Annotated in this window: 19 protein-coding genes; 8 read left to right on the forward strand and 11 right to left on the reverse strand. The window is 73.0% G+C overall.

Features of this window, described 5'->3' with window-relative positions:
- Positions 1-64: 64 nt before the first annotated feature.
- A complete protein-coding gene (locus ACIBK6_RS14520; protein WP_399051551.1) occupies positions 65-970 on the reverse strand; it encodes a universal stress protein in 906 nt (301 codons plus the stop codon).
- Positions 971-1,031: 61 nt separating this feature from the next.
- Complete coding sequence (locus ACIBK6_RS14525) at positions 1,032-2,132, reverse strand: PLP-dependent cysteine synthase family protein (protein WP_399051552.1); 1,101 nt, start codon at positions 2,130-2,132, stop codon at positions 1,032-1,034.
- A gap of 219 nt (positions 2,133-2,351) precedes the next feature.
- Here ACIBK6_RS14525 and ACIBK6_RS14530 point away from each other — a divergent pair, with 219 nt between their 5' ends.
- Both ACIBK6_RS14530 and ACIBK6_RS14535 read left to right on the forward strand, forming a co-directional pair.
- Complete coding sequence (locus ACIBK6_RS14530) at positions 2,352-2,678, forward strand: hypothetical protein (RefSeq protein ID WP_399051553.1); 327 nt, start codon at positions 2,352-2,354, stop codon at positions 2,676-2,678.
- A gap of 150 nt (positions 2,679-2,828) precedes the next feature.
- Positions 2,829-3,353, forward strand: a complete 525-nt coding sequence (locus tag ACIBK6_RS14535; protein ID WP_399051554.1) for an ATP-binding protein — start codon at positions 2,829-2,831, stop codon at positions 3,351-3,353.
- Between the two features lie 19 nt (positions 3,354-3,372).
- On the opposite strand, the gene ACIBK6_RS14540 is transcribed toward ACIBK6_RS14535, so the two are convergent.
- From ACIBK6_RS14540 to ACIBK6_RS14550, 3 genes are read right to left on the reverse strand one after another with little or no spacing between them, the layout of a single operon-like run.
- Positions 3,373-5,928: an ABC transporter permease gene (locus tag ACIBK6_RS14540; RefSeq protein WP_399051555.1), complete on the reverse strand. Its 2,556-nt coding sequence runs from the start codon at positions 5,926-5,928 to the stop codon at positions 3,373-3,375.
- Positions 5,925-6,707 carry an ABC transporter ATP-binding protein gene (locus tag ACIBK6_RS14545; protein WP_399051556.1) on the reverse strand — a complete coding sequence of 261 codons (783 nt, stop codon included), beginning with the start codon at positions 6,705-6,707 and terminating at the stop codon, positions 5,925-5,927. The genes ACIBK6_RS14540 and ACIBK6_RS14545 overlap by 4 nt, the downstream gene beginning before the upstream one ends.
- Complete coding sequence (locus tag ACIBK6_RS14550; protein ID WP_399051557.1) at positions 6,704-6,991, reverse strand: SHOCT domain-containing protein; 288 nt, start codon at positions 6,989-6,991, stop codon at positions 6,704-6,706. The genes ACIBK6_RS14545 and ACIBK6_RS14550 overlap by 4 nt, the downstream gene beginning before the upstream one ends.
- A 153-nt stretch (positions 6,992-7,144) precedes the next feature.
- On the opposite strand from ACIBK6_RS14550, the gene ACIBK6_RS14555 reads away from it, so the two are divergent.
- The 3 genes from ACIBK6_RS14555 to ACIBK6_RS14565 all read left to right on the forward strand — a co-directional run bounded on the left by ACIBK6_RS14555 (position 7,145) and on the right by ACIBK6_RS14565 (position 9,246).
- Positions 7,145-7,729 (forward strand): TetR/AcrR family transcriptional regulator, encoded by a 585-nt coding sequence (locus ACIBK6_RS14555; protein ID WP_399051558.1) that lies wholly within the window; start codon positions 7,145-7,147, stop codon positions 7,727-7,729.
- Positions 7,730-7,798: 69 nt separating this feature from the next.
- Positions 7,799-8,368: a DUF4865 family protein gene (locus ACIBK6_RS14560; protein WP_399051559.1), complete on the forward strand. Its 570-nt coding sequence runs from the start codon at positions 7,799-7,801 to the stop codon at positions 8,366-8,368.
- Entirely contained in the window at positions 8,362-9,246 is an 885-nt protein-coding gene (locus tag ACIBK6_RS14565; protein WP_399051856.1) for a phosphotriesterase, read from the forward strand. Before ACIBK6_RS14560 ends, ACIBK6_RS14565 begins: the two co-directional genes overlap by 7 nt.
- Here ACIBK6_RS14565 and ACIBK6_RS14570 read toward each other — a convergent pair.
- On the reverse strand, positions 9,234-10,454 hold the full coding sequence (locus ACIBK6_RS14570) for an ROK family protein (RefSeq protein ID WP_399051560.1): 1,221 nt from the start codon (positions 10,452-10,454) through the stop codon (positions 9,234-9,236). The two genes, ACIBK6_RS14565 and ACIBK6_RS14570, sit on opposite strands and share 13 nt — an antisense overlap.
- Before the next feature lie 338 nt (positions 10,455-10,792).
- Between ACIBK6_RS14570 and ACIBK6_RS14575 the strand changes: the two genes are divergently transcribed.
- A complete protein-coding gene (locus tag ACIBK6_RS14575) occupies positions 10,793-12,007 on the forward strand; it encodes an MFS transporter (RefSeq protein ID WP_399051561.1) in 1,215 nt (404 codons plus the stop codon).
- Between the two features lie 10 nt (positions 12,008-12,017).
- Here the strand turns inward: ACIBK6_RS14575 and ACIBK6_RS14580 are convergent, their stop codons facing one another.
- Positions 12,018-12,422, reverse strand: coding sequence for a MarR family winged helix-turn-helix transcriptional regulator (locus tag ACIBK6_RS14580; RefSeq protein WP_399051562.1), 405 nt, complete (start codon positions 12,420-12,422; stop codon positions 12,018-12,020).
- 158 nt (positions 12,423-12,580) lie between these two features.
- Between ACIBK6_RS14580 and ACIBK6_RS14585 the strand changes: the two genes are divergently transcribed.
- Positions 12,581-12,868, forward strand: coding sequence for a DUF6332 family protein (locus ACIBK6_RS14585; protein WP_399051563.1), 288 nt, complete (start codon positions 12,581-12,583; stop codon positions 12,866-12,868).
- Here the strand turns inward: ACIBK6_RS14585 and ACIBK6_RS14590 are convergent.
- The 3 genes from ACIBK6_RS14590 to ACIBK6_RS14600 form a co-directional block, all read right to left on the reverse strand.
- Positions 12,829-13,494, reverse strand: coding sequence for a response regulator (locus tag ACIBK6_RS14590; RefSeq protein WP_399051564.1), 666 nt, complete (start codon positions 13,492-13,494; stop codon positions 12,829-12,831). The genes ACIBK6_RS14585 and ACIBK6_RS14590 overlap by 40 nt on opposite strands.
- A complete protein-coding gene (locus ACIBK6_RS14595) occupies positions 13,491-14,750 on the reverse strand; it encodes a sensor histidine kinase (RefSeq protein WP_399051565.1) in 1,260 nt (419 codons plus the stop codon). The genes ACIBK6_RS14590 and ACIBK6_RS14595 overlap by 4 nt, the downstream gene beginning before the upstream one ends.
- 62 nt (positions 14,751-14,812) lie before the next feature.
- Positions 14,813-15,511, reverse strand: a complete 699-nt coding sequence (locus tag ACIBK6_RS14600) for a TetR/AcrR family transcriptional regulator (protein ID WP_399051566.1) — start codon at positions 15,509-15,511, stop codon at positions 14,813-14,815.
- Positions 15,512-15,680: 169 nt separating this feature from the next.
- Here ACIBK6_RS14600 and ACIBK6_RS14605 point away from each other — a divergent pair, with 169 nt between their 5' ends.
- Positions 15,681-16,136 carry a nitroreductase family deazaflavin-dependent oxidoreductase gene (locus tag ACIBK6_RS14605; RefSeq protein WP_399051567.1) on the forward strand — a complete coding sequence of 152 codons (456 nt, stop codon included), beginning with the start codon at positions 15,681-15,683 and terminating at the stop codon, positions 16,134-16,136.
- Between the two features lie 12 nt (positions 16,137-16,148).
- Here the strand turns inward: ACIBK6_RS14605 and ACIBK6_RS14610 are convergent, their stop codons facing one another.
- Positions 16,149-17,459 carry an alpha-glucosidase/alpha-galactosidase gene (locus ACIBK6_RS14610; RefSeq protein WP_399051568.1) on the reverse strand — a complete coding sequence of 437 codons (1,311 nt, stop codon included), beginning with the start codon at positions 17,457-17,459 and terminating at the stop codon, positions 16,149-16,151.
- Between the last annotated feature and the right edge of the window lie 77 nt (positions 17,460-17,536).

Consider the following 17,536-nt stretch of genomic DNA (forward strand, 5'->3'; position numbering starts at 1 on the left):
ACGGCGGGCTCTCGCCAACTCCGTTTCGCGCAGCGGCAGTTGCCGGGCAGACGAGCCGACGGGGTCAGCCGGCCGGGCGGACCGGCACCACGGCCACCGGGCACTCGGCGTGGTGCAGCACCGCGTGGGCCACCGAGCCCATCAGCAGCGAGCCGGGCTTCAGCCGCCGCCGGTGCCGGCCGACGACGATCAGCGCGGCCGAGGCCGAGGCGTCCACGAGATGCCCGGCGGCATCGGCGGGCGCGACCACGGAGTCCACCTCGACCTGAGGGAAGCGTTCCTCGAAGGGGCGCAGCCGCTCGGCCTGCTCCCGCCGCGCGTCCCGCTCGACGTGGCCGTACTCGTCGGGGTCCATGGCCGTCGGCGGGAACTCGCCCGCGACCAGCAGGGCGGCCGGGGCGGGCGCCGGGTAGGCCGAGATCACCTGGAGCGGCACCCTCCGGGCCGCGGCCTGGTCGAAGGCGAACCCGATCACGTCGTCCACGGTGTCGTCCAGGTTGAGCCCGAGCACCACCCGGCCGGTGATCCGCTCGTCCTCGCCGGTGCGTGCCAGCGGCGGCACGACCACCACGGGACACAGCGCCCGGGTGGCCACGGCCAGGCTGTTGGAGCCCAGCAGCAGGCTGGCGAAGCCGCCGCGGCCGCGCGAGCCCATCACCAGCATCCGGGCCTCGGCGCCCAGCGCGTGCAGCGCGTCGGGCACCTCGCCCTCCAGCGAGTCGTACCGCACCGAGGGCAGTCCGTCGCGGCCGGAAAGCGCCGTACGGATCCGGTCGGTCACCGGATCCGTGAGTGCCGGTCCGGGGCCGAGCGCGGACCTGCGGGCCATCCAGAGCTGTGTGGTGTCCGGCAGCACATGGGCGATCACCAGGTCGGCGGCCATGGTGAGGGCGGTGGGAACAGCCCACTCCAGGGCCCTCAGGCTGTGCTCCGATCCATCTACGGCGACAACTACCGGGCGCGTGTCCATGACTTCACCCTGGCACGCGCGGCCGTGCGCCGCACGGGCTGAAGGTCCCGGGCGGGCCGGGTCAGCGCGCGGGCCACACCCCGGTGGCCAGAAAGGCGTCGAGCTGAGCGGCGTACGGGGCGATGTCCAGGCCCTGTTCGGCGAGCCAGGCGTCCGAGTAGTACTTGTCGAGGTAGCGGTCGCCCGGGTCGCAGAGCAGGGTGACGATGCTGCCGGTGCGGCCCTCGGCGACCATTTCCGCGACGATCCTGAGTGCGCTCCACAGGCCGGTTCCGGTGGAGCCGCCGGCCTTGCGGCCGATGGCCTGTTCCAGGGCGCGCACGGCCGCGACGCTCGCCGCGTCCGGGACCTTCATCATCCGGTCGATGGCGCCGGGCACGAAGCTGGGTTCCATGCGGGGCCGGCCGATGCCCTCGATGCGCGATCCGCAGTCGCTGCCGGCGAGCGGGTCGTTGTGCGTCCAGCCGTCGAAGAAGCAGGAGTTCTCCGGGTCGGGGACGCAGATCATCGTGTCGTGCTGCATGTAGTGCACATAGCGCGCGATGGTGGCCGAGGTGCCGCCGGTGCCGGCTGTGGCGACGATCCAGGCGGGCTCGGGATAGCGCTCCAACCTCAGCTGCTGGTAGATGGATTCGGCGATGTTGTTGTTGCCGCGCCAGTCGGTGGCCCGCTCCGCGTAGGTGAACTGGTCCATGTAGTGGCCGCCGGTCTCGGCGGCGAGCGTGGCGGACTCCTCGTACATCTTCATGGAGTCGTCCACGAAGTGGCACTGGCCGCCGTGGAACTGGATCAGGCGGCACTTCTCGGGGCTGGTGGTGCGCGGCATCACCGCGATGAACGGCACGCCGATGAGCTTGGCGAAGTACGCCTCGGAGACCGCGGTGGAGCCGCTGGACGCCTCGATGACCGGCTTGCCCGGCCGGATCCAGCCATTGCAGAGGCCGTACAGGAACAGTGAGCGGGCGAGGCGGTGCTTGAGGCTGCCGGTGGGGTGGGTGGATTCGTCCTTGAGGTAGAGGTCGATTCCCCACTCCTCGGGCAGCGGGAAGCGCAGCAGGTGGGTGTCGGCGGAGCGGTTGGCGTCGGCCTGGACCTTGCGCACGGCTTCCTTCAGCCAGGCGCGGTAATCCGGATCGCTGCGGTCCACGTCGATGGTTTCCATGCCACTCCTCGATCGTTCTTGTGTGCCCACCCCGCACCTGACAATACCGCCCCCACCTGCACAAACGTTCCCTTTGGGCAGCCATAGGAGTGGCTTGTGGGGCGCCTGGTCGGCCGCGGAAGAGAGCTGGCCGGGTCCCGATCCTTCGCGCACTCTGGTGCGTAGGCTCGACGTTGTGCAGACTGCCCACCAGGAGCGATGTGAAGGGGGCCGGAAGTCATGGAGGAGCCCGAGTTCAGTGCCAGGGGCGTACGGATCGAGCGGTGGACGCGCTCGCTGACGCGGGCCGGCCAGGTGCTGATCAAGGACGGCCGACTCGCCCTGCTCACCAGCAACGGGCGGGAGATCGACAGTGCGCCCGTCGACGCGGTCAGCGCGACGCGCCCCTGGCTGCCGTGGCAGGCCAAGGAGGACCGGACGGTCGCCAAGCTCAACGGCACCCGCTACCGGCTGACGATGGGCGAGGAGCCGGGCCGCCCGCGCGGTCCCGAACTGGCCCAGCGTTTCCTGCAGGCCATCCGGCAGACGCATGGCGCGCACGGCTGAAACGCGTGCGGCCCTGGGGGTTTGAGTTGCGGAGTGTCAATCCCTGGGTCACGCTGGTGTCACATCACTGAGGGTTTACCGGCGGTGACGCTCTGGGCATGGCCGCCGGACCAGACAGCAACTTCCGGACCTAATCGGGGAGTCGCAACCGTGATCAGCCAGCCAAGCAGGCAGCAGTGCACGGTGGAGCTCCAAGCCCTGCCGTCGCGGATCGGACAGGTCCGCAGAATCGTCTCGGCGCAATTGCGCTACTGGCATCTCGATCCTCTGATCGACGAGGCGGCGCTCGGCGTCACCGAGTTGCTCACCAATGTCCACCGGCATGCCAAGCCGGACAAGATGTGCATCGTGGAGATCGAGCTGCTGCTAGAGCGGCTCACCATCTCCGTGCACGACCACGATCCGCGGCTGCCCGCCGTGCGGGACGCCGACGCCCTGGCCACCAACGGCCGGGGTCTCGCCCTGATAGCCGCCGTCAGCGAGAGCTGGGGGGCGCGCCCGCTCGGCGACTCGGGCAAGACGGTGTGGTTCACGCTGGCCGCGCCCCCGCCCGCCGTGGCCCTGCCCGCCTATCCGCTGTACACGGCGGCGGACACCGCCCTCGCCGGCACCCGGGCCAAGCGTGCGGTGCGTGGCCGGACCACCGCGGTCGCCCGGTCGGCCGTCGCGGGCTGACCGGGCGACGCACCCGGTGCTATTCGGTGGCGACCGCGCGCAGTACGTCGAGTCGCGCAGCCCGGCGCGCGGGCCGCCAGCCCGCCACCGCACCGGCCAGCAGGCCGACCAGGGCGACCACCGTCAGCTGGACCGGCGGCAGCGCGAACGCGCCGGTACCGGCCGAGTCGGACGCCTTGACGAGCACCCAGCCGAGGAAGCCGCCCAGGACGAGGCCGCCCACCGTGCCGAACGCGGCGACGAGCACCGACTCCCAGCGGACCATGGACCGCAGTTGGGCCCTGGTCTGGCCGACCGCGCGCAGCAGACCCAGTTCGCGGGTGCGTTCGTGGACGGCGAGGGTGAGGGTGTTGGCGATGCCGAGCAGGGCGATGACGACGGCCAGCGCGAGCAGCGCGTAGACCAGGGTGAGCATCATGTCGATGCCGCTCGCCGAGGACGCGGCGTACTCGTCGCGGGTCTGCACCTGCGGGTTGCCGTAGGCGGCCGCGGTCCGCTGGACCGCCTTCCTGCCGTCGGCGGCCGGGACACCGGGCTTGAAGGAGACGGCGACCAGGCTGTCGGACTCCTGGCCCCGGTGCGGCGCCCAGGCCTCGCGGGTGAGCATGTAGTCGCCCGCCAGCTCCTTCCGCGCGTACACCGCACGGACCGTGAAGGTCTGCTTCTGCCCGTCGGGGAAGGCGAGTTGGGCCGTGGAGCCGGGGTGCCAGCCCTTCTTGGCCGCCTCGTCGGCGGAGACCGCGAGACCGCTGGTGCCGAGGCCGCCGAGCGATCCCCGGACCGCGCCGAGGTCGAGTACGCCCGGGAGCTTCGCCGGGTCGGCGACGGTCAGGGCGCGCCCGCCGCCGTCGACGTCCGCGACGCCCTTGCCGAGGCCGACCGCGGTCTTCACCTCGGGCAACTTGGCTACTGCGGGCGCCAGTCGGGGGCTGATGCCCGCCCCTCCCGCGCCGAACGCCCGCGCGCTGACGGCGACATCGCCCGCGAAGGACCGCGAGACCGTCCGGTCCATGGTCGTCTTCAGCGAGGCGCCGAACACGGTGAAGAGGGAGACGACCGCGACGCCGATCATCAGCGCCGTCGCGGTGGCGGCGGTGCGCTTGGGGTTGCGCAGAGCATTGCGACGGGCGAGCGCGCCGGTGATGCCGCGCGCCGTGTCGAGCGGGCGGCCGAGGACGCGTACGGCGCGCGAGGACGCGACGGGTCCGAGCACCACGAAGGCGGCCAGGGTCAGCACCGCGCCCACCCCGGCGAGCAGGACGTTCGGTCCCGCGAGCACTCCGGCGAGGGTGGTGCCCACGCCGACGGGCAGCAGGATGCCGCCGGTGAGCGTGCGCGCCCGGGAGGTGCCCGACTGGTCGACGGCCGTCTCGCGCAGGGCGGCCAGCGGTGCGGTGCGGCCGGCCCGTAGCGCGGGCAGCAACGCCGAGCCGAGGCAGACCGCGACGCCGACGGCGATCGGCAGGGCGACGGAGAGCCCGCTGATCACCAAGTCCCCGTTCGGGAACGGGAATCCGATGGCCGGGAAGAGTGCCTGGAGTCCGGCCGCGATGCCGATCCCGGCGAGCACTCCGACGGCGGAGGCGGCGGCCGCGACGACCGTGGCCTCGGCGAGCGTTGATGTGGCGACCTGCCTGCGGGAGGCGCCCAGGGCGCGCAGCAGGGCGTTCTCGCGGGTGCGCTGGGCGACGACGATCGCGAAGGTGTTGTTGATGGAGAACGTCGCCACGAGCAGCGCGATGCCGGAGAACACCAGCAGGAGGGTGGTGAAGAGGTTCAGGAACGTTCCGGCGACGGTGTCGAGCGTCTCGGCGGACGCGGCCTGGCCGGTGATGGCTTCAACTCCCTTGGGCAGTACGGGAGTCAGCCGGTCGACGAGCTGCCGCTGGCTGACGCCGGGGCCCGCGCGCACCGCGATGGAGGAGGCCTCGCCGGGCTTGGGTGCGAGGTACTTCTGTGCGTCGGCGAGGGTCATTCCGGCGTAGGTGACCTGCCCCATGCCGTCCTCGCCGCCGAAGGTGGCGATGCCGACGATGTGCACGGTGACCGGGTCCGGGGCGCGCAGCACGGTCGTGTCGCCGAGTTTGAGGCCGCCCTTGTCGGCGGCGCCCCGGTTGACGACGACCTCGCCGGGCGCCTGCGGGGCGCGGCCCCGGGCCAGTTGGTACGGGTTGAGCTTCGGGTCGGTGATCCAGTTCCCGGCGCGGGTGGGCGGGCCCTGGCCGCCGACCGGCTTGCCGTCGGCGCCGACGAGCTGGCCGGCGCCCTCCACGACGGGGGCCGCGGCCGCCACGCCGGGGGTGTTCCGGATCGCCGTGGCCAGGGAGGTGTCGACGGGGCGGCGGGTGCCCTGGCCCGCGCCGGAGACGGTGACCACGTTCGCGCTGCGGACGACGGCGTCGGTACCGGCGTCGGCGTTCGTGAAGAGGGTGTCGAAGCTGGCGCGGAGTGTGTCGCCCATGACGAGCGTTCCGGTGAGGAAGGCGACGCCGAGCAGGACGGCGATGAAGGTGCCCGCGAAGCGGCGCCGGTGGGAGCGCAGTGAGGTGAGACTGAGGCGCAGCGCGGCGTTCATGCCCCCTGCCTCCCTTGGGAGTTGGCGCTGTCGTCGCCCTGCGACAGGAGGCGCATGCGGTCGAGGACGCGTTCGGCGGTGGGGTCGGGCATCCGGTCGACGAGGCGGCCGTCGGCGAGGAAGAGCACCTCGTCGGCGTGGGCGGCGGCGACCGGGTCGTGGGTGACCATGACGACGGTGCGGGCGGTCCGGCGGACGGTCCGGCCGAGCAGCCCCAGTACTTCTTCACCGGCCCGCGAGTCGAGGTTTCCGGTCGGCTCGTCCGCGAAGACGACGTCGGGGCGACCCGCGAAGGCGCGGGCGACGGCGACCCGCTGCTGCTGGCCACCGGAGAGTTCGGCGGGGCGGTGGTGCAGCCGGTCGCGCAGGCCCACGGTGTCGATGAGCGCGTCGATCCACTCGCGGTCGCCGCGCTGCCCCGCGAGGTCGAGGGGCAGCGTGATGTTCTCGGCGACGGTGAGCGTGGGGACGAGGTTGAAGGCCTGGAAGACGAAGCCGACGCGTTCGCGCCGCAGAAGGGTGAGCCTGCGGTCGTCCAGGGCGCTCAGGTCGGTGTCGCCGATGTAGGCGGAGCCGGAGCTGAGGGCGTCGAGCCCGGCGGCGCAGTGCATCAGAGTGGACTTGCCGGAGCCCGAGGGCCCCATGATCGCGGTGAAGCGTCCGGCGTGGAAGCCGACGCTCACCCCGTCCAGGGCCCTCACTTCGGTGTCACCGGCGCCGTAGACCTTCACGGCGCCGACGACCCGGGCGGCGCAGGCGGTGCGGACTGCGGTGGTCATGCCGCACCGCCCTTGCGGGTGCCGGTGATGTCCGTACGCCCGAAGTGCTCCTCCAGGACGGAGATCCGGCGCCAGTACTCCTCCTCGTCGATCTCGCCGGAGGCGAACCTGCGGCCGAGCACGGCGATGGGTGACCTGTCGTCCATGGGCGGTCGCCAGGGGCCCCGGCGGCCCCGCCATCCGGCGCGGCGCAGCACGGTGACGACGGTGAGGATGACGGCGGCCCAGATCAGTGGAACGAAGAGGATCCAGGGTCCGGGTCCGGCGTAGGCCAGGGTGTTCATCTCGGTCAGCTCCCTCGGCAGGGGTGGTTGTTCGATGCTTCGAGCCTCCCGCCGGGAGGGGGCCCGGGTCGTCGTACGGCCAGCGGCAGTCCGCGTACCACGCGGGGAGTAGACCGGACTTCGGCGACTGCTCTGGTCTCTGTACCTACTGGTATGTACAGTGAGGGCATGAGTACCCCGGAGCGTCTGATCGAAGCCACCCGCGACCTTTTGTGGGAGCGGGGCTATGGAGGGACCAGCCCCAAGGCGATCCAGCAGCAGGCGGGCGCCGGCCAGGGCAGCATGTACCACCACTTCACGGGCAAGCCCGATCTGGCGCTTGCCGCGATCCGGCGCACCGCCGAGGAGCTGCGGGCGGCGGCCGAGGCCTCGTTCGGGGGCGGCGGCACGGCGTACGAACGCATTGCGGCGTATCTGCTGCGCGAGCGCGATGTGCTGCGCGGCTGCCCGGTCGGCCGGCTGACGATGGATCCCGAGGTCATCGCCAGCGCCGAGTTGCGCGCGCCGGTGGACGAGACCATCGACTGGCTGCGGGCCAGGCTCGCCACCATCGTCCAAGAGGGCCTGGACCAGGGCGAGTTCCCCGCTTCCGTGGTGCCCGAGGAGATCGCCGCCGCCGTGGTGGCGACCGTGCAGGGCGGCTATGTGCTGGCCCGCGCCTCCGGTTCACCCGCCGCTTTCGACGCGGGCGCACGGGGACTGCTCTCGCTGCTCGCCCCGCCCGCCGGCTCCCGGTGAGGCAACGGACTCTACGCACATCACCCGCCCACCCGACCACGACCGGTCCTGCCGCCTGAGGAGTACGCCATGCACGCGATGCAGTACGAGACAATCCTCCCCGCCGACTACGACATGGAGATCATCCGCAAGCGGGTGGCGACCAAGGGGCCGCTGCTTGACGACTTTCCGGGGCTCGGGCTGAAGGCCTATCTGATGCGGGAGCGGGACGCCGGCAGCCCGGTCAACTCCTATGCCTCGTTCTATTTGTGGGCCACGCCCGAAGGCATGAACTCCTTCCTCTGGGGCCCCGGGTTCCAGGGGGTCGTCAACGACTTCGGGCGTCCCCGGGTGCGGCACTGGATGGGTCTGTCGTACGCCGAGGGCCCCGCGTCCGGGGCCGCTCCGGCCGCCGCGACCGTCCTGCGCGTGCCCGTCCCCGAGGACGTCGAACCGGCCCGGTTCGTGGCGGCCGAGGTGGCGAGGCCGGTGGAGCCCGGGATGGTGGCGAGCGCCGTGGCCATCGACCCCAGCCGCTGGGAACTGGTGCGGTTCACACTCTGGGAGCAGGCGGACCCGCAGGCGTCCGGCGACCGGTACCAGGTGCTGCACCTGTCGCAGCCCGGGCGCGCCGGGCTCCGCTCGGGGAGGCACTGGTGAGCACGGTGCGCACGGTGCTCGGCGAGGTGCCGGCCGACCGGCTCGGCGTCGTCGATGCGCACGACCATCTCTTCATCCGCAGCCCGCAGTTGCCGGGCAAGGAGCTGGACGACGTCGCGGACGCGGCGGCCCGGCTGGCCGGGTTCGGCGCGCTGGGCGGCGGCACGGTGGTCCAGTGGACCCCGTACGGCATGGGGCGGCGGACCGCCGAGCTGCCCGCACTGTCGCGCACCAGCGGGGTGCACATCATCGCCGCCACCGGACTGCACCAAGCCGCCCATTATGCGGGCGAGTTGCTCGATGCGGTACGCGATCGGCTCGCCGAGCTCTTCGTCGGCGAGCTGACCGAGGGCATCGGCGCTACGGGGGTCCGCGCGGGCCTGATCAAGGTCGCGGGCGGCTTCCACGGGCTCGATGAGCACGCCACGCTCACGATGCGGGCCGCCGCCGAGGCCCACCACCGCACGCTCGCGCCGATCGCCGTCCATCTGGAGCTGGGCACCGGGGCGCTCGATGTACTCGACCTGCTCTGCGGGGAGTTGGGGGTGCGGCCCGAGAGCGTGATCCTGGGCCACCTCAACCGCTCCCCCGACTTCACCGTGCACCGGCTCGCGGCGGAGGCGGGCGCGTTCCTCGCGTTCGACGGCCCGTCCCGCACCAACCACGGCACGGACTGGCGGATGCCGGACGCGCTGCGGGCACTGGCCGACGCGGGGTTCGGGGACCGGCTGCTGCTCGGCGGGGACACCGTGACCCCGGACACCCCGGGCATGCCGTACCTGCTGCGCCGGGTGCGGCCGAGGCTCGAACTCACCCTGGGCAAGGAGCTGGTGGACCAGCTGCTCGTCGCCAACCCGGCGCGGGTCTACGCCTGGTGAGCCAGTGCGCCCAGCGGGTCGTCGAGCACCGGCTGCCACGCCAACTCGGCGGCGCCGACCAGGCTGTTGTGGTCGAGGGAGCACGACAGGATCGGGACGCCCCCGCTGCGGCCCCACAGGCTGCGGTCCGCGACGACGGCCCGCAGCCGGTCGGGGTCCGCCTCCAGGAGGGCCTTGTGCAGACCGCCGAGGATGATCCGGTCGGGGTTGAGGATGTTGACGAGTCCGGCAAGTCCCAGGCCGAGCCGGTCGATGAGTTCCTCGGCGGCGCGCCGCACCGAGAGGTCCGCGTACTCGTGGTGCAGCAGGGCCCGTGACTGTTCGAGGAGCGACACCTCGGGGCCGGGGTCGCGCCCGGCCGCCGTGAGGAAGGCCAGCGGGTCGGCCTCGACGTCGAGGCAGCCGCGGCTTCCGCAGTAGCAGGGGCGGCCCTCGGGGTTCACCGTGAGGTGGCCGACCTCCAGGGCCAGGCCCGAACTCCCCGTGTGCAGGCGGCCGTCGAGGACGAGCGCGCCGCCGACGCCGCGGTGGCCGGTGGCGACGCAGAGCAGGTGCTCGGCGCCGCGGCCCGCGCCGTGCCGGTGCTCGGCGAGCGCCGCGAGGTTGACGTCGTTGCCGGTGAGGGCGGGTCCTGTGATGCCGGCGGCGCGTACCCGTTCGGCGAAGATCTCGCGCACCGGGGACCCGGCGGGCCAGGCCAGGTGCAGCGGGTTGAGCGCGGTCCCCTCGGGTTCCGCGACGGCGGAGGGCACGGCGAGCCCCGCGCCCACACAGCGGCGGCCGCTGCCCTTGAGGAGCGCGGCGCCCGCTTCGACGACCTCGCCGAGGACCTGGGCCGGGTCGGCCGAGACGGTCACACAGCCGGGGGCGGTGGCGACGATCTCGCCACCGAGGCCGACGAGCGCGGCCCGGAAGCCGTCGGCGTGCACCTGCGCGGCGAGCGCCACGGGCCCGGCGTCGTTGACGGCGAGCCGGTGCGAGGGGCGGCCCTGGGATCCGGCCGCGGCGGGCCGGGAGTCGACCTGGATCAGGCCGAGCGCTTCGAGTTCGGCGGCGACCGCACCGGCGGTGGCGCGGGTGACGCCCAGTTCGGCGGTGAGCACGGCACGGGTCGGCGCGCGACCGGTGTGTACCAGTTCGAGCGCGGGTCCGAGCGCGCTGCGGCCCCTCTCCAGCCTGGTCCGGGTGGTCGTCGCCTTGCCGTTCATGGGGGCGAGTCTCCCATGATCCCGGACGGAAGCCGCCCTCGCGGCAGTTGCCCGCACCACACGCCGGCACCGGGCCGACTTTCCGGCGGTGCTCCCGGCAGGGGGCGACGCCCCGGCCACGCCCGCACGATCACCGCTCGCGATACGTGCGTGACCCGCCCCCCACACACACGATCGCTCCCCCGCCATTGCGTTGTGTGTCCCGCCCACACACAAGATCGCCCGCTCGCGGTATGCGTGCGGCGCCCGGCCGCCCGCACAAGATCGCCCCGCCTCAGCGGCCCGAACGCCCGCCCCGACCGGTTGATGAGCGCCCGCGCTGCCCCTATCCTGAGTTTGTGCCGCTACTAAACAAAGTACGGACGGCCGTTCCGGGGGGCCCTGGCAAAGACACCGCCGCACCCTCCCTGCTCCGCCTCCGCTCCGCCCTGACCGTGTTCTTCGCACTCGACGGCTTCCTCTTCGCCGGCTGGGTGGTCCGCATCCCGGCGATCAAGCAGCAGACCGGGGCCTCCGCGGGCGACCTGGGTCTGGCCCTGCTCGGCGTCTCGGCCGGGGCGGTGGCCACGATGGTGCTCACCGGGCGGCTCTGCCGCCGCTTCGGGAGCCATCCGGTGACCGTGGCCTGCGGCGCCCTGATGGCGCTGGCCATCGCGCTGCCGCCGCAGACCCACTCGGCACTCGCGCTCGGTCTGGTGCTGCTGGTGTTCGGCGCCGCGTACGGCGGCATCAACGTGGCGATGAACAGCGCGGCCGTCGACCTGGTGGCGGCGCTGCGCCGTCCGGTGATGCCGAGCTTCCACGCGGCGTTCAGCCTCGGCGGGATGGTCGGCGCGGGCGGCGGCGCGCTGATCGCCGGGAGCCTCTCCCCCGCCGCGCATCTCTTGTCCCTGACCGGGGTCGGGCTCGTGGTGACCGCGCTGGCCGGGCCGGTACTGCTGCGGCATCCGGCGCCGGTGCACGCGGAGCTGCCCCGCGCCGGAGGGCAGCGGATCGACGGGCGGGCCCGCCGCCTTGTGCTGCTCTTCGGCGTGATCGCGCTCTGCACGGCGTACGGCGAAGGCGCGATGGCGGACTGGGGCGCGCTGCACCTGGAGCAGGACCTCGCAGCGGCGCCGGGCGTCGCGGCCGTGGGCTACTCGCTGTTCGCGCTGGCCATGACGGCCGGGCGGCTCTCGGGCACCGCGCTGCTCGAACGCCTGGGCCAGACCCGGACGTTGGTGGCGGGCGGCACCACGGCTTGTGCCGGGATGCTGCTCGGCGCGCTGGCACCGACGGTCTGGCTCGCCCTGGCCGGCTTCGCGGTGATGGGTCTCGGCCTCGCCAACATCTTCCCGGTCGCCGTCGCGCGGGCGGGCGCGCTGGCCGGGCCCGGCGGAGTGGCCACCGCGTCCACACTGGGATACGGCGGCATGCTGCTCGGTCCGCCCGCGATCGGCTTCCTCGCCGAATGGTCGTCACTGCCGGTCGCCCTGACGACGGTCGCCGTGCTGGCCGCGTGCGCCGCGCTGATCGGGTACGCCGCCCGGAACGCGACGGTGACGCGCGGCTGAGCGGGTCGTGCTAGCGCGCGGGGCGTTCCGCGAGGGTGCGGGCCAGCACCGCCCGCTGGAGCGGCAGCACCTCGGCATGCCGGGACCGGCCGGACTCCGTGATCGACACGCTCACACCGCGGCGGTCCTCGCTGCACATCCCGCGCGTCACCAGGCCGTCCTTCTCCAGGCGCCCGATGAGGCGGGACAGCGCGCTCTGGCTGAGATGGATCCGCGCGGCCAGCTCCTGCACCCGAAAGGCACCGCCGCGGTCGTCCGCGCGCCCCTCGGCCAGTACGTCGAGGACCTCGAAGTCGCTCGCGCCCAGGCCGTACGCATGGAGCTCGCGGTCGAGCTCACAGGTCGTACGCGCGTGAACGGCGAGGAGCTCCCGCCACTCCGCCACGAGCAGGCGCTCGGTCTTCTCAGCTGCCATGTCCGCACGGTAGCAGAAATGACCGATTTTGTTGCATAGGAATTAAATGCCCCTGCATCCAATGCAAGCGCATGTAGTCTGCGGGTGCGAGCAGCGGGGGAGGGGCGGCCGACGGGCGCCTGTTGCTCGTCGGCCGCCCCTGCTGTGAGACTTCGCGCATGGGGACACGGAGCCGGGCCGAGCGGGGCGCCATCGCTATCGAGATCGGATACGCGCTGGCCAGCGCCCTGTTCGCGGCCGGTGTGGTGTTCGGCGCGATCGGCGGCTCCGGCTACGCCCTCGAACTCCCCCATCCCCTGCGGCGGGTGCTGCTGCTCATCGGCGGCGGCTGCTCGCTCATCGTGTTCGTCTGGCGGACCGTGCACGTGCTGTGGCGCTTCCCGTACGGGGCGGAGCGGGGCCCGCGTCAGCCCAGCCAGCCGGGGCGCACCAGGCCCGACTCGTAGGCCAGGACCACCAGTTGGGCCCGGTCCCGGGCGCCGAGCTTCACCATCGTGCGGCTGACGTGGGTCTTCGCGGTCAACGGGCTGACGACGAGCCGGCGGGCGATCTCCTCGTTGGAGAGCCCGATGCCGACCAGGGCCATCACCTCCCGTTCCCGCTCGGTGAGTTCGGCCAGACTGCCGGCGGCGGCCGGCTCCTTCGAGCGGGCGGCGAACTCGGCGATCAGCCGCCGGGTGACGCCCGGTGACAGCAGGGCGTCACCGTCGACCACCGCGCGGACCGCGCGCAGCAGTTCGTCCGGTTCGGTGTCCTTGACGAGGAAGCCGGAGGCTCCGGCTCGGATCGCCTCGAAGACGTACTCGTCGAGTTCGAAGGTGGTGAGCATGACCACCTTCACCGCGGCCAGGTCCGGGTCCGAGGTGATCTTGCGGGTGGCGGCGAGACCGTCGAGCCGGGGCATCCGGATGTCCATCAGGACGATGTCCGGCCGCAGTTCGCGCACCAGGCGCACCGCCTCCTCACCGTCGGCGGCCTCCCCCGCCACCTCGATGTCGCCCTGGGCGCCGAGCAGCGCCCCGAACCCGGCCCGTACCAGGAGCTGGTCGTCGGCAAGCAGTACGCGGATCAAGACGTCTCCTTCGAGTCGGCGGCCAGCGGAAGCCGGGCGGTCACGCGGAAGCCGCCGGCCGGGAGCGGCCCGGCCTCGATGGTGCCACCGAGCGCCGCGACCCGCTCCCGCATGCCGATCAGTCCGTTGCCGCTGCCGCCCGCGTCGCCGCCGGCCGCCGGCCCCTCGTCCTCGATCCGCAGCACGAGCGCGCCCGGCCGGTAGCCGACCGCGACCCGCGCGGTGCGCGCCGCGGAGTGGCGTACGACGTTGGTGAGGGCCTCCTGCACGATCCGGAAGGCGGCCAGGTCCAGGCCGGGCGGCAGGGCCGTCCGCTCGCCGGTCGTGGTGGTCTCGACGGTGAGCCCGGTGGTCGCGGCCTGCTCGACCAGTTCGGGGAGCCGGTCGAGGCCGGGTGCCGGTGAGCGCGGGGCGTCGCCCGGCGTGCGCAGGGTCTCCAGGACCTGGCGCACCTCGCCGAGCGCCTCCTTGCTCGCGGACTTGATGGTGGTCAGCGCGGTGCGGGCCTGTTCGGGGTCGGAGTCGAGGAGGGCGAGGCCGACGCCCGCCTGGACGTTGATGACCGAGATGCTGTGGGCGAGCACGTCGTGCAGTTCGCGGGCGATCCGCAGCCGCTCCTCGTCCGCCCGCCGCTTCTGGGCGGCGGCCCGCCCGGCCCGTTCCCTGGCCCACTGCTCCCTGCGTACGCGCACCAGCTCGGCGACCGCGATGATGGCCACCGCCCAGGCGGCGACCCCCAGTTCCTGACTCCAGGGCGCGGCGGAGCCGCCCTCCGGCGGCAGCCAGCGGTAGAGCCAGTGCGAGACGAGCAGATGCCCCAGCCAGAGCATGCCGAGCGCGCCCCAGGCCTGCCGGCGGTATCCGGCGAGGACCGCGGCGAAGCAGCCGACCGCGACGGAGAGGAAGACCGGGCCGTAGGGATATCCGGCGCCGAGGTAGACCATGGCGGCCGCCGCGCTGGCGAAGACCGCGACGAGGGGGTGGCGGTGGCGGACCAGCAGCACCGCGCAGCTCGCGAGGAGGAGCACCCGGGCGAAGACGTCGAGCGGGGCCCGGCCGGTCTGGGAGTGTGCCGCGAAGGTGGAACCGACCAGGACGAACGCGGTGAGGGCGATCGTCGACAGCCACGGCAGCCCGGCCCGGCCCTCCTCGCCGTCGTGCCCCCGCACCCAGCGCCGCAGCAGGGGCGGCGGCCCGCCCCGCCCCCGGGGTGGACCGCCGTGCCGGGCGGCGGGCGGTGGCTGCTGCTCTTCCATACCGGCCACGCTAGACCGGGGCCGGCGCCCGCGGCGTCAGCCGGGCGAGGTGCTCACGCGTACTACGCGGGGAGTACCAGGCCCACCGAACGGGCCAGCTGCCCGGCGGCGTGCGCGAAGAACGGCTCGCGGTCCTCCACGACCCGGTGGAACTGGCCGAACACCTCGAAGGAGATCAGCCCGAACAGCTGCGCCCAGGCGGCGACGAGCGCGACGGCCACCGGCGGCGGCAGGTCGGGGGCGAAGTCGGCGGCCATCCGCTCGGCCTCGGCGCGCAGGGGCGCGGCGAGCTTCGGCGGCGCGATGCCCTTGCCCCGGTGCGCGTCCCGGGCGATCGAGATGAGGACGAGCCCCACCCGCGCCGCGGGGCCGACGGTCGCCTGGGGTGCGGTGTAGCCGGGCACGGGCGAACCGTAGATGAGGGCGTACTCATGGGGGTGGGCGAGCGCCCAGGCACGTACGGCACGGCAGACGGCGGTCCACCGGGCGGCGGGTGAGGCGGCTGCCTTCTGCTGGGCGAGAGCGTGCTCGGCGGCCTCCCCCGCCGCGTCGTAGGCGTCCACGATGAGGGCGGTCAGCAGCTCGTCCCGGCTCGGGAAGTACCGGTAGAGCGCGGAGGACACCATGCCCAGCTCGCGGGCGACGGCACGGAGCGAGAGCTTCGTCGCGCCGTCCGCCGCCAGCTGTCTCCTGGCCTCGTCCTTGATGGCTGCGGTGACTTCGATACGTGCCCGTGCGCGGGCTCCCTGGACGGTGCTCATGGCTCCAGTCTGCCAGCCTGGAGAGCAGTGGCCAAGAACGCGACTGGCGCACACAAATCGGAGCAGTGGGCACCTTCGAGAGCGCTGCTCTTGCTTTGCGGCACCCCTTCGGTGCACACTGCTCACGAACGAGAGCACCGCTCTCTCTCACCTTCAGGGGAGACACACCATGTCCGCATCCGCACACGTCCAGAAGCCCGGCTGGTTCACGGTCAACGTCTTCAACCGGGCCGTCGCCTGGATGACCCGCCGCGGACTGAGCGTCTGGGGTTCCCGCATCCTCGCGGTCCGCGGCCGCAAGAGCGGCGAGTGGCGCCGCACGCCGGTCAACCTGCTGACCGTCGACGGCGAGCAGTACCTGGTCGCGCCGCGCGGACACGTCCAGTGGACGCACAACATGCGGGCGGCGGGCGGCGGCGAACTGCACCTCGGCAAGAAGGCCGAGGCGTTCACCGCGGTCGAGGTCGCCGACGACGACAAGCCCGCCCTGCTGCGCGCCTACCTCAAGCGCTGGAAGGCCGAGGTCGGCGTCTTCTTCAACGGCGTCGGCCCCGACTCCAGCGACGAGGAGCTGCGCCGGATAGCCCCCGACCACCCCGTCTTCCGCATCACGCCCGCCCAGTGACCCCACCCGGGCTCAGTGCCCGAGCACGGCGCGCAACTCCGGCTGGAGCAGGGGCGCGTGAGCCCGTACGAGGTCGTCGCACAGGTCCCAGATCCGCTCGACGGGCAGCGCCGCCGCGGTCGCCGGGTCGGTCATGGCGGCGTGCCGGATGTGGCGCGGCTCGCCGAGCACGGCGGCCCGCACCACGAGATCGGTGACCGAGACATAGCTGCGGTTGAGCGCCGCGCACTGCGGCGGCAGGGCGCCGGTCCTGGTGGGCTGCACCCCCAACGCATCGACCAGGCAAGGGACTTCGACCACCGAGTCGGCGGGCAGGTTGTCGATCAGGCCGTGGTTGGGGACGTTGCCGTAGACCGTGCGCGGGGTGCCCGTGACGATGCTGTGGATGATCTGCGGGGCGTACTCCATGGTCCCCGCCACGGGCAGCGGCCGGCCCGAGGCGAGGGCGTCGCGGGTACGCGCGTAGGTGGCCAGGTTGTCCTCGCTGATGCCGAGGTAGGCGCCGACCGGCAGGCGCAGCCGGTCGATCTCCTCGTCGTGGTGCAGATACCAGGGCACGTACTCGGATGAGTGCTCGCTGGTCTCCGTCGGGTAGTGGCCGAGTCTGCGGTACATGTCGACGCGGACCCGGCGCAGCAGTCCGGGGTCCTTGGCGATGGTCTCGTCCAGGAGCGGGTGCAGGTCCTGGCCCGCGCGTTCGAAACGCAGCACCCAGGACTGGTGGTTGACCCCGGCCGCGAGGTAGGAGACCTCGGCGAAGGGCACGCCGATCAGTTCGGACAGGTCGCGCATCGTCCAGTACACGGAGTGGCACAGGCCCACGGCCCGCAGCGCGGGGGCCACCCGGTGCAGGTAGAGCAGGTTCATCGCCATCGGGTTGGTGTAGTTCAACAGCCAGGCGTCCGGGCAGAGTTCGGCGATGTCGGCGGCGAGCGAGCGCAGCAGGGGGAAGGTGCGCAGGGCGCGGAAGATGCCGCCGATGCCGAGGGTGTCGCCGATGGTCTGGCGCAGCCCGTAGCGGGCGGGGATCGCGAAGTCGGTGCGGGTGGCCTCGGTCATGCCGACCTGGACGGTGTTGATCACGAAGTCGGCGCCGTCGAGCGCCGCGCGGCGCTCCAGGTGGGCGCTGACGACCGGCGCCGCGTCCAGTTCGGCCGCGATGTGGTGGGCCGCGGCCTCGCTGGTGGCGAGCCGCTCGGGGTCGATGTCGTGCAGCGCGATGCGGGCGCGGGCGAACTCGGGGAAGGCGAACAGGTCGGCGAGCAGCCCCTGGGTGAACTCCACGCTGCCGGCCCCGATGAAGGCGATCCTGGTTTCGGTCATGCCGTGCTCCCTTGAGTCCGGGCGCGGGCGGGGGCCCCGTACCGGGTGGGCCGGTTGGCGGTGCCGCCGCGGCCCCG

This window comes from Streptomyces sp. NPDC050485, assembly GCF_044458185.1.
GTDB lineage: Bacteria > Actinomycetota > Actinomycetes > Streptomycetales > Streptomycetaceae > Streptomyces.

Bases quoted from the DNA above. Each gene is read 5' to 3' on its own strand.
- ACIBK6_RS14520 (WP_399051551.1), bottom strand. From the start codon at position 970: ATGGACACGCGCCCGGTAGTTGTCGCCGTAGATGGATCGGAGCACAGC.
- ACIBK6_RS14540 (WP_399051555.1), bottom strand. From the start codon at position 5,928: ATGAACGCCGCGCTGCGCCTCAGTCTCACCTCACTGCGCTCCCACCGG.
- ACIBK6_RS14605 (WP_399051567.1), top strand. From the start codon at position 15,681: ATGTCCGCATCCGCACACGTCCAGAAGCCCGGCTGGTTCACGGTCAAC.
- ACIBK6_RS14545 (WP_399051556.1), bottom strand. From the start codon at position 6,707: ATGACCACCGCAGTCCGCACCGCCTGCGCCGCCCGGGTCGTCGGCGCC.
- ACIBK6_RS14570 (WP_399051560.1), bottom strand. From the start codon at position 10,454: ATGAACGGCAAGGCGACGACCACCCGGACCAGGCTGGAGAGGGGCCGC.
- ACIBK6_RS14530 (WP_399051553.1), top strand. From the start codon at position 2,352: ATGGAGGAGCCCGAGTTCAGTGCCAGGGGCGTACGGATCGAGCGGTGG.
- ACIBK6_RS14600 (WP_399051566.1), bottom strand. From the start codon at position 15,511: ATGAGCACCGTCCAGGGAGCCCGCGCACGGGCACGTATCGAAGTCACC.
- ACIBK6_RS14580 (WP_399051562.1), bottom strand. From the start codon at position 12,422: ATGGCAGCTGAGAAGACCGAGCGCCTGCTCGTGGCGGAGTGGCGGGAG.
- ACIBK6_RS14610 (WP_399051568.1), bottom strand. From the start codon at position 17,459: ATGACCGAAACCAGGATCGCCTTCATCGGGGCCGGCAGCGTGGAGTTC.
- ACIBK6_RS14560 (WP_399051559.1), top strand. From the start codon at position 7,799: ATGCACGCGATGCAGTACGAGACAATCCTCCCCGCCGACTACGACATG.
- ACIBK6_RS14585 (WP_399051563.1), top strand. From the start codon at position 12,581: ATGGGGACACGGAGCCGGGCCGAGCGGGGCGCCATCGCTATCGAGATC.
- ACIBK6_RS14550 (WP_399051557.1), bottom strand. From the start codon at position 6,991: ATGAACACCCTGGCCTACGCCGGACCCGGACCCTGGATCCTCTTCGTT.
- ACIBK6_RS14525 (WP_399051552.1), bottom strand. From the start codon at position 2,132: ATGGAAACCATCGACGTGGACCGCAGCGATCCGGATTACCGCGCCTGG.
- ACIBK6_RS14555 (WP_399051558.1), top strand. From the start codon at position 7,145: ATGTACAGTGAGGGCATGAGTACCCCGGAGCGTCTGATCGAAGCCACC.
- ACIBK6_RS14595 (WP_399051565.1), bottom strand. From the start codon at position 14,750: ATGGAAGAGCAGCAGCCACCGCCCGCCGCCCGGCACGGCGGTCCACCC.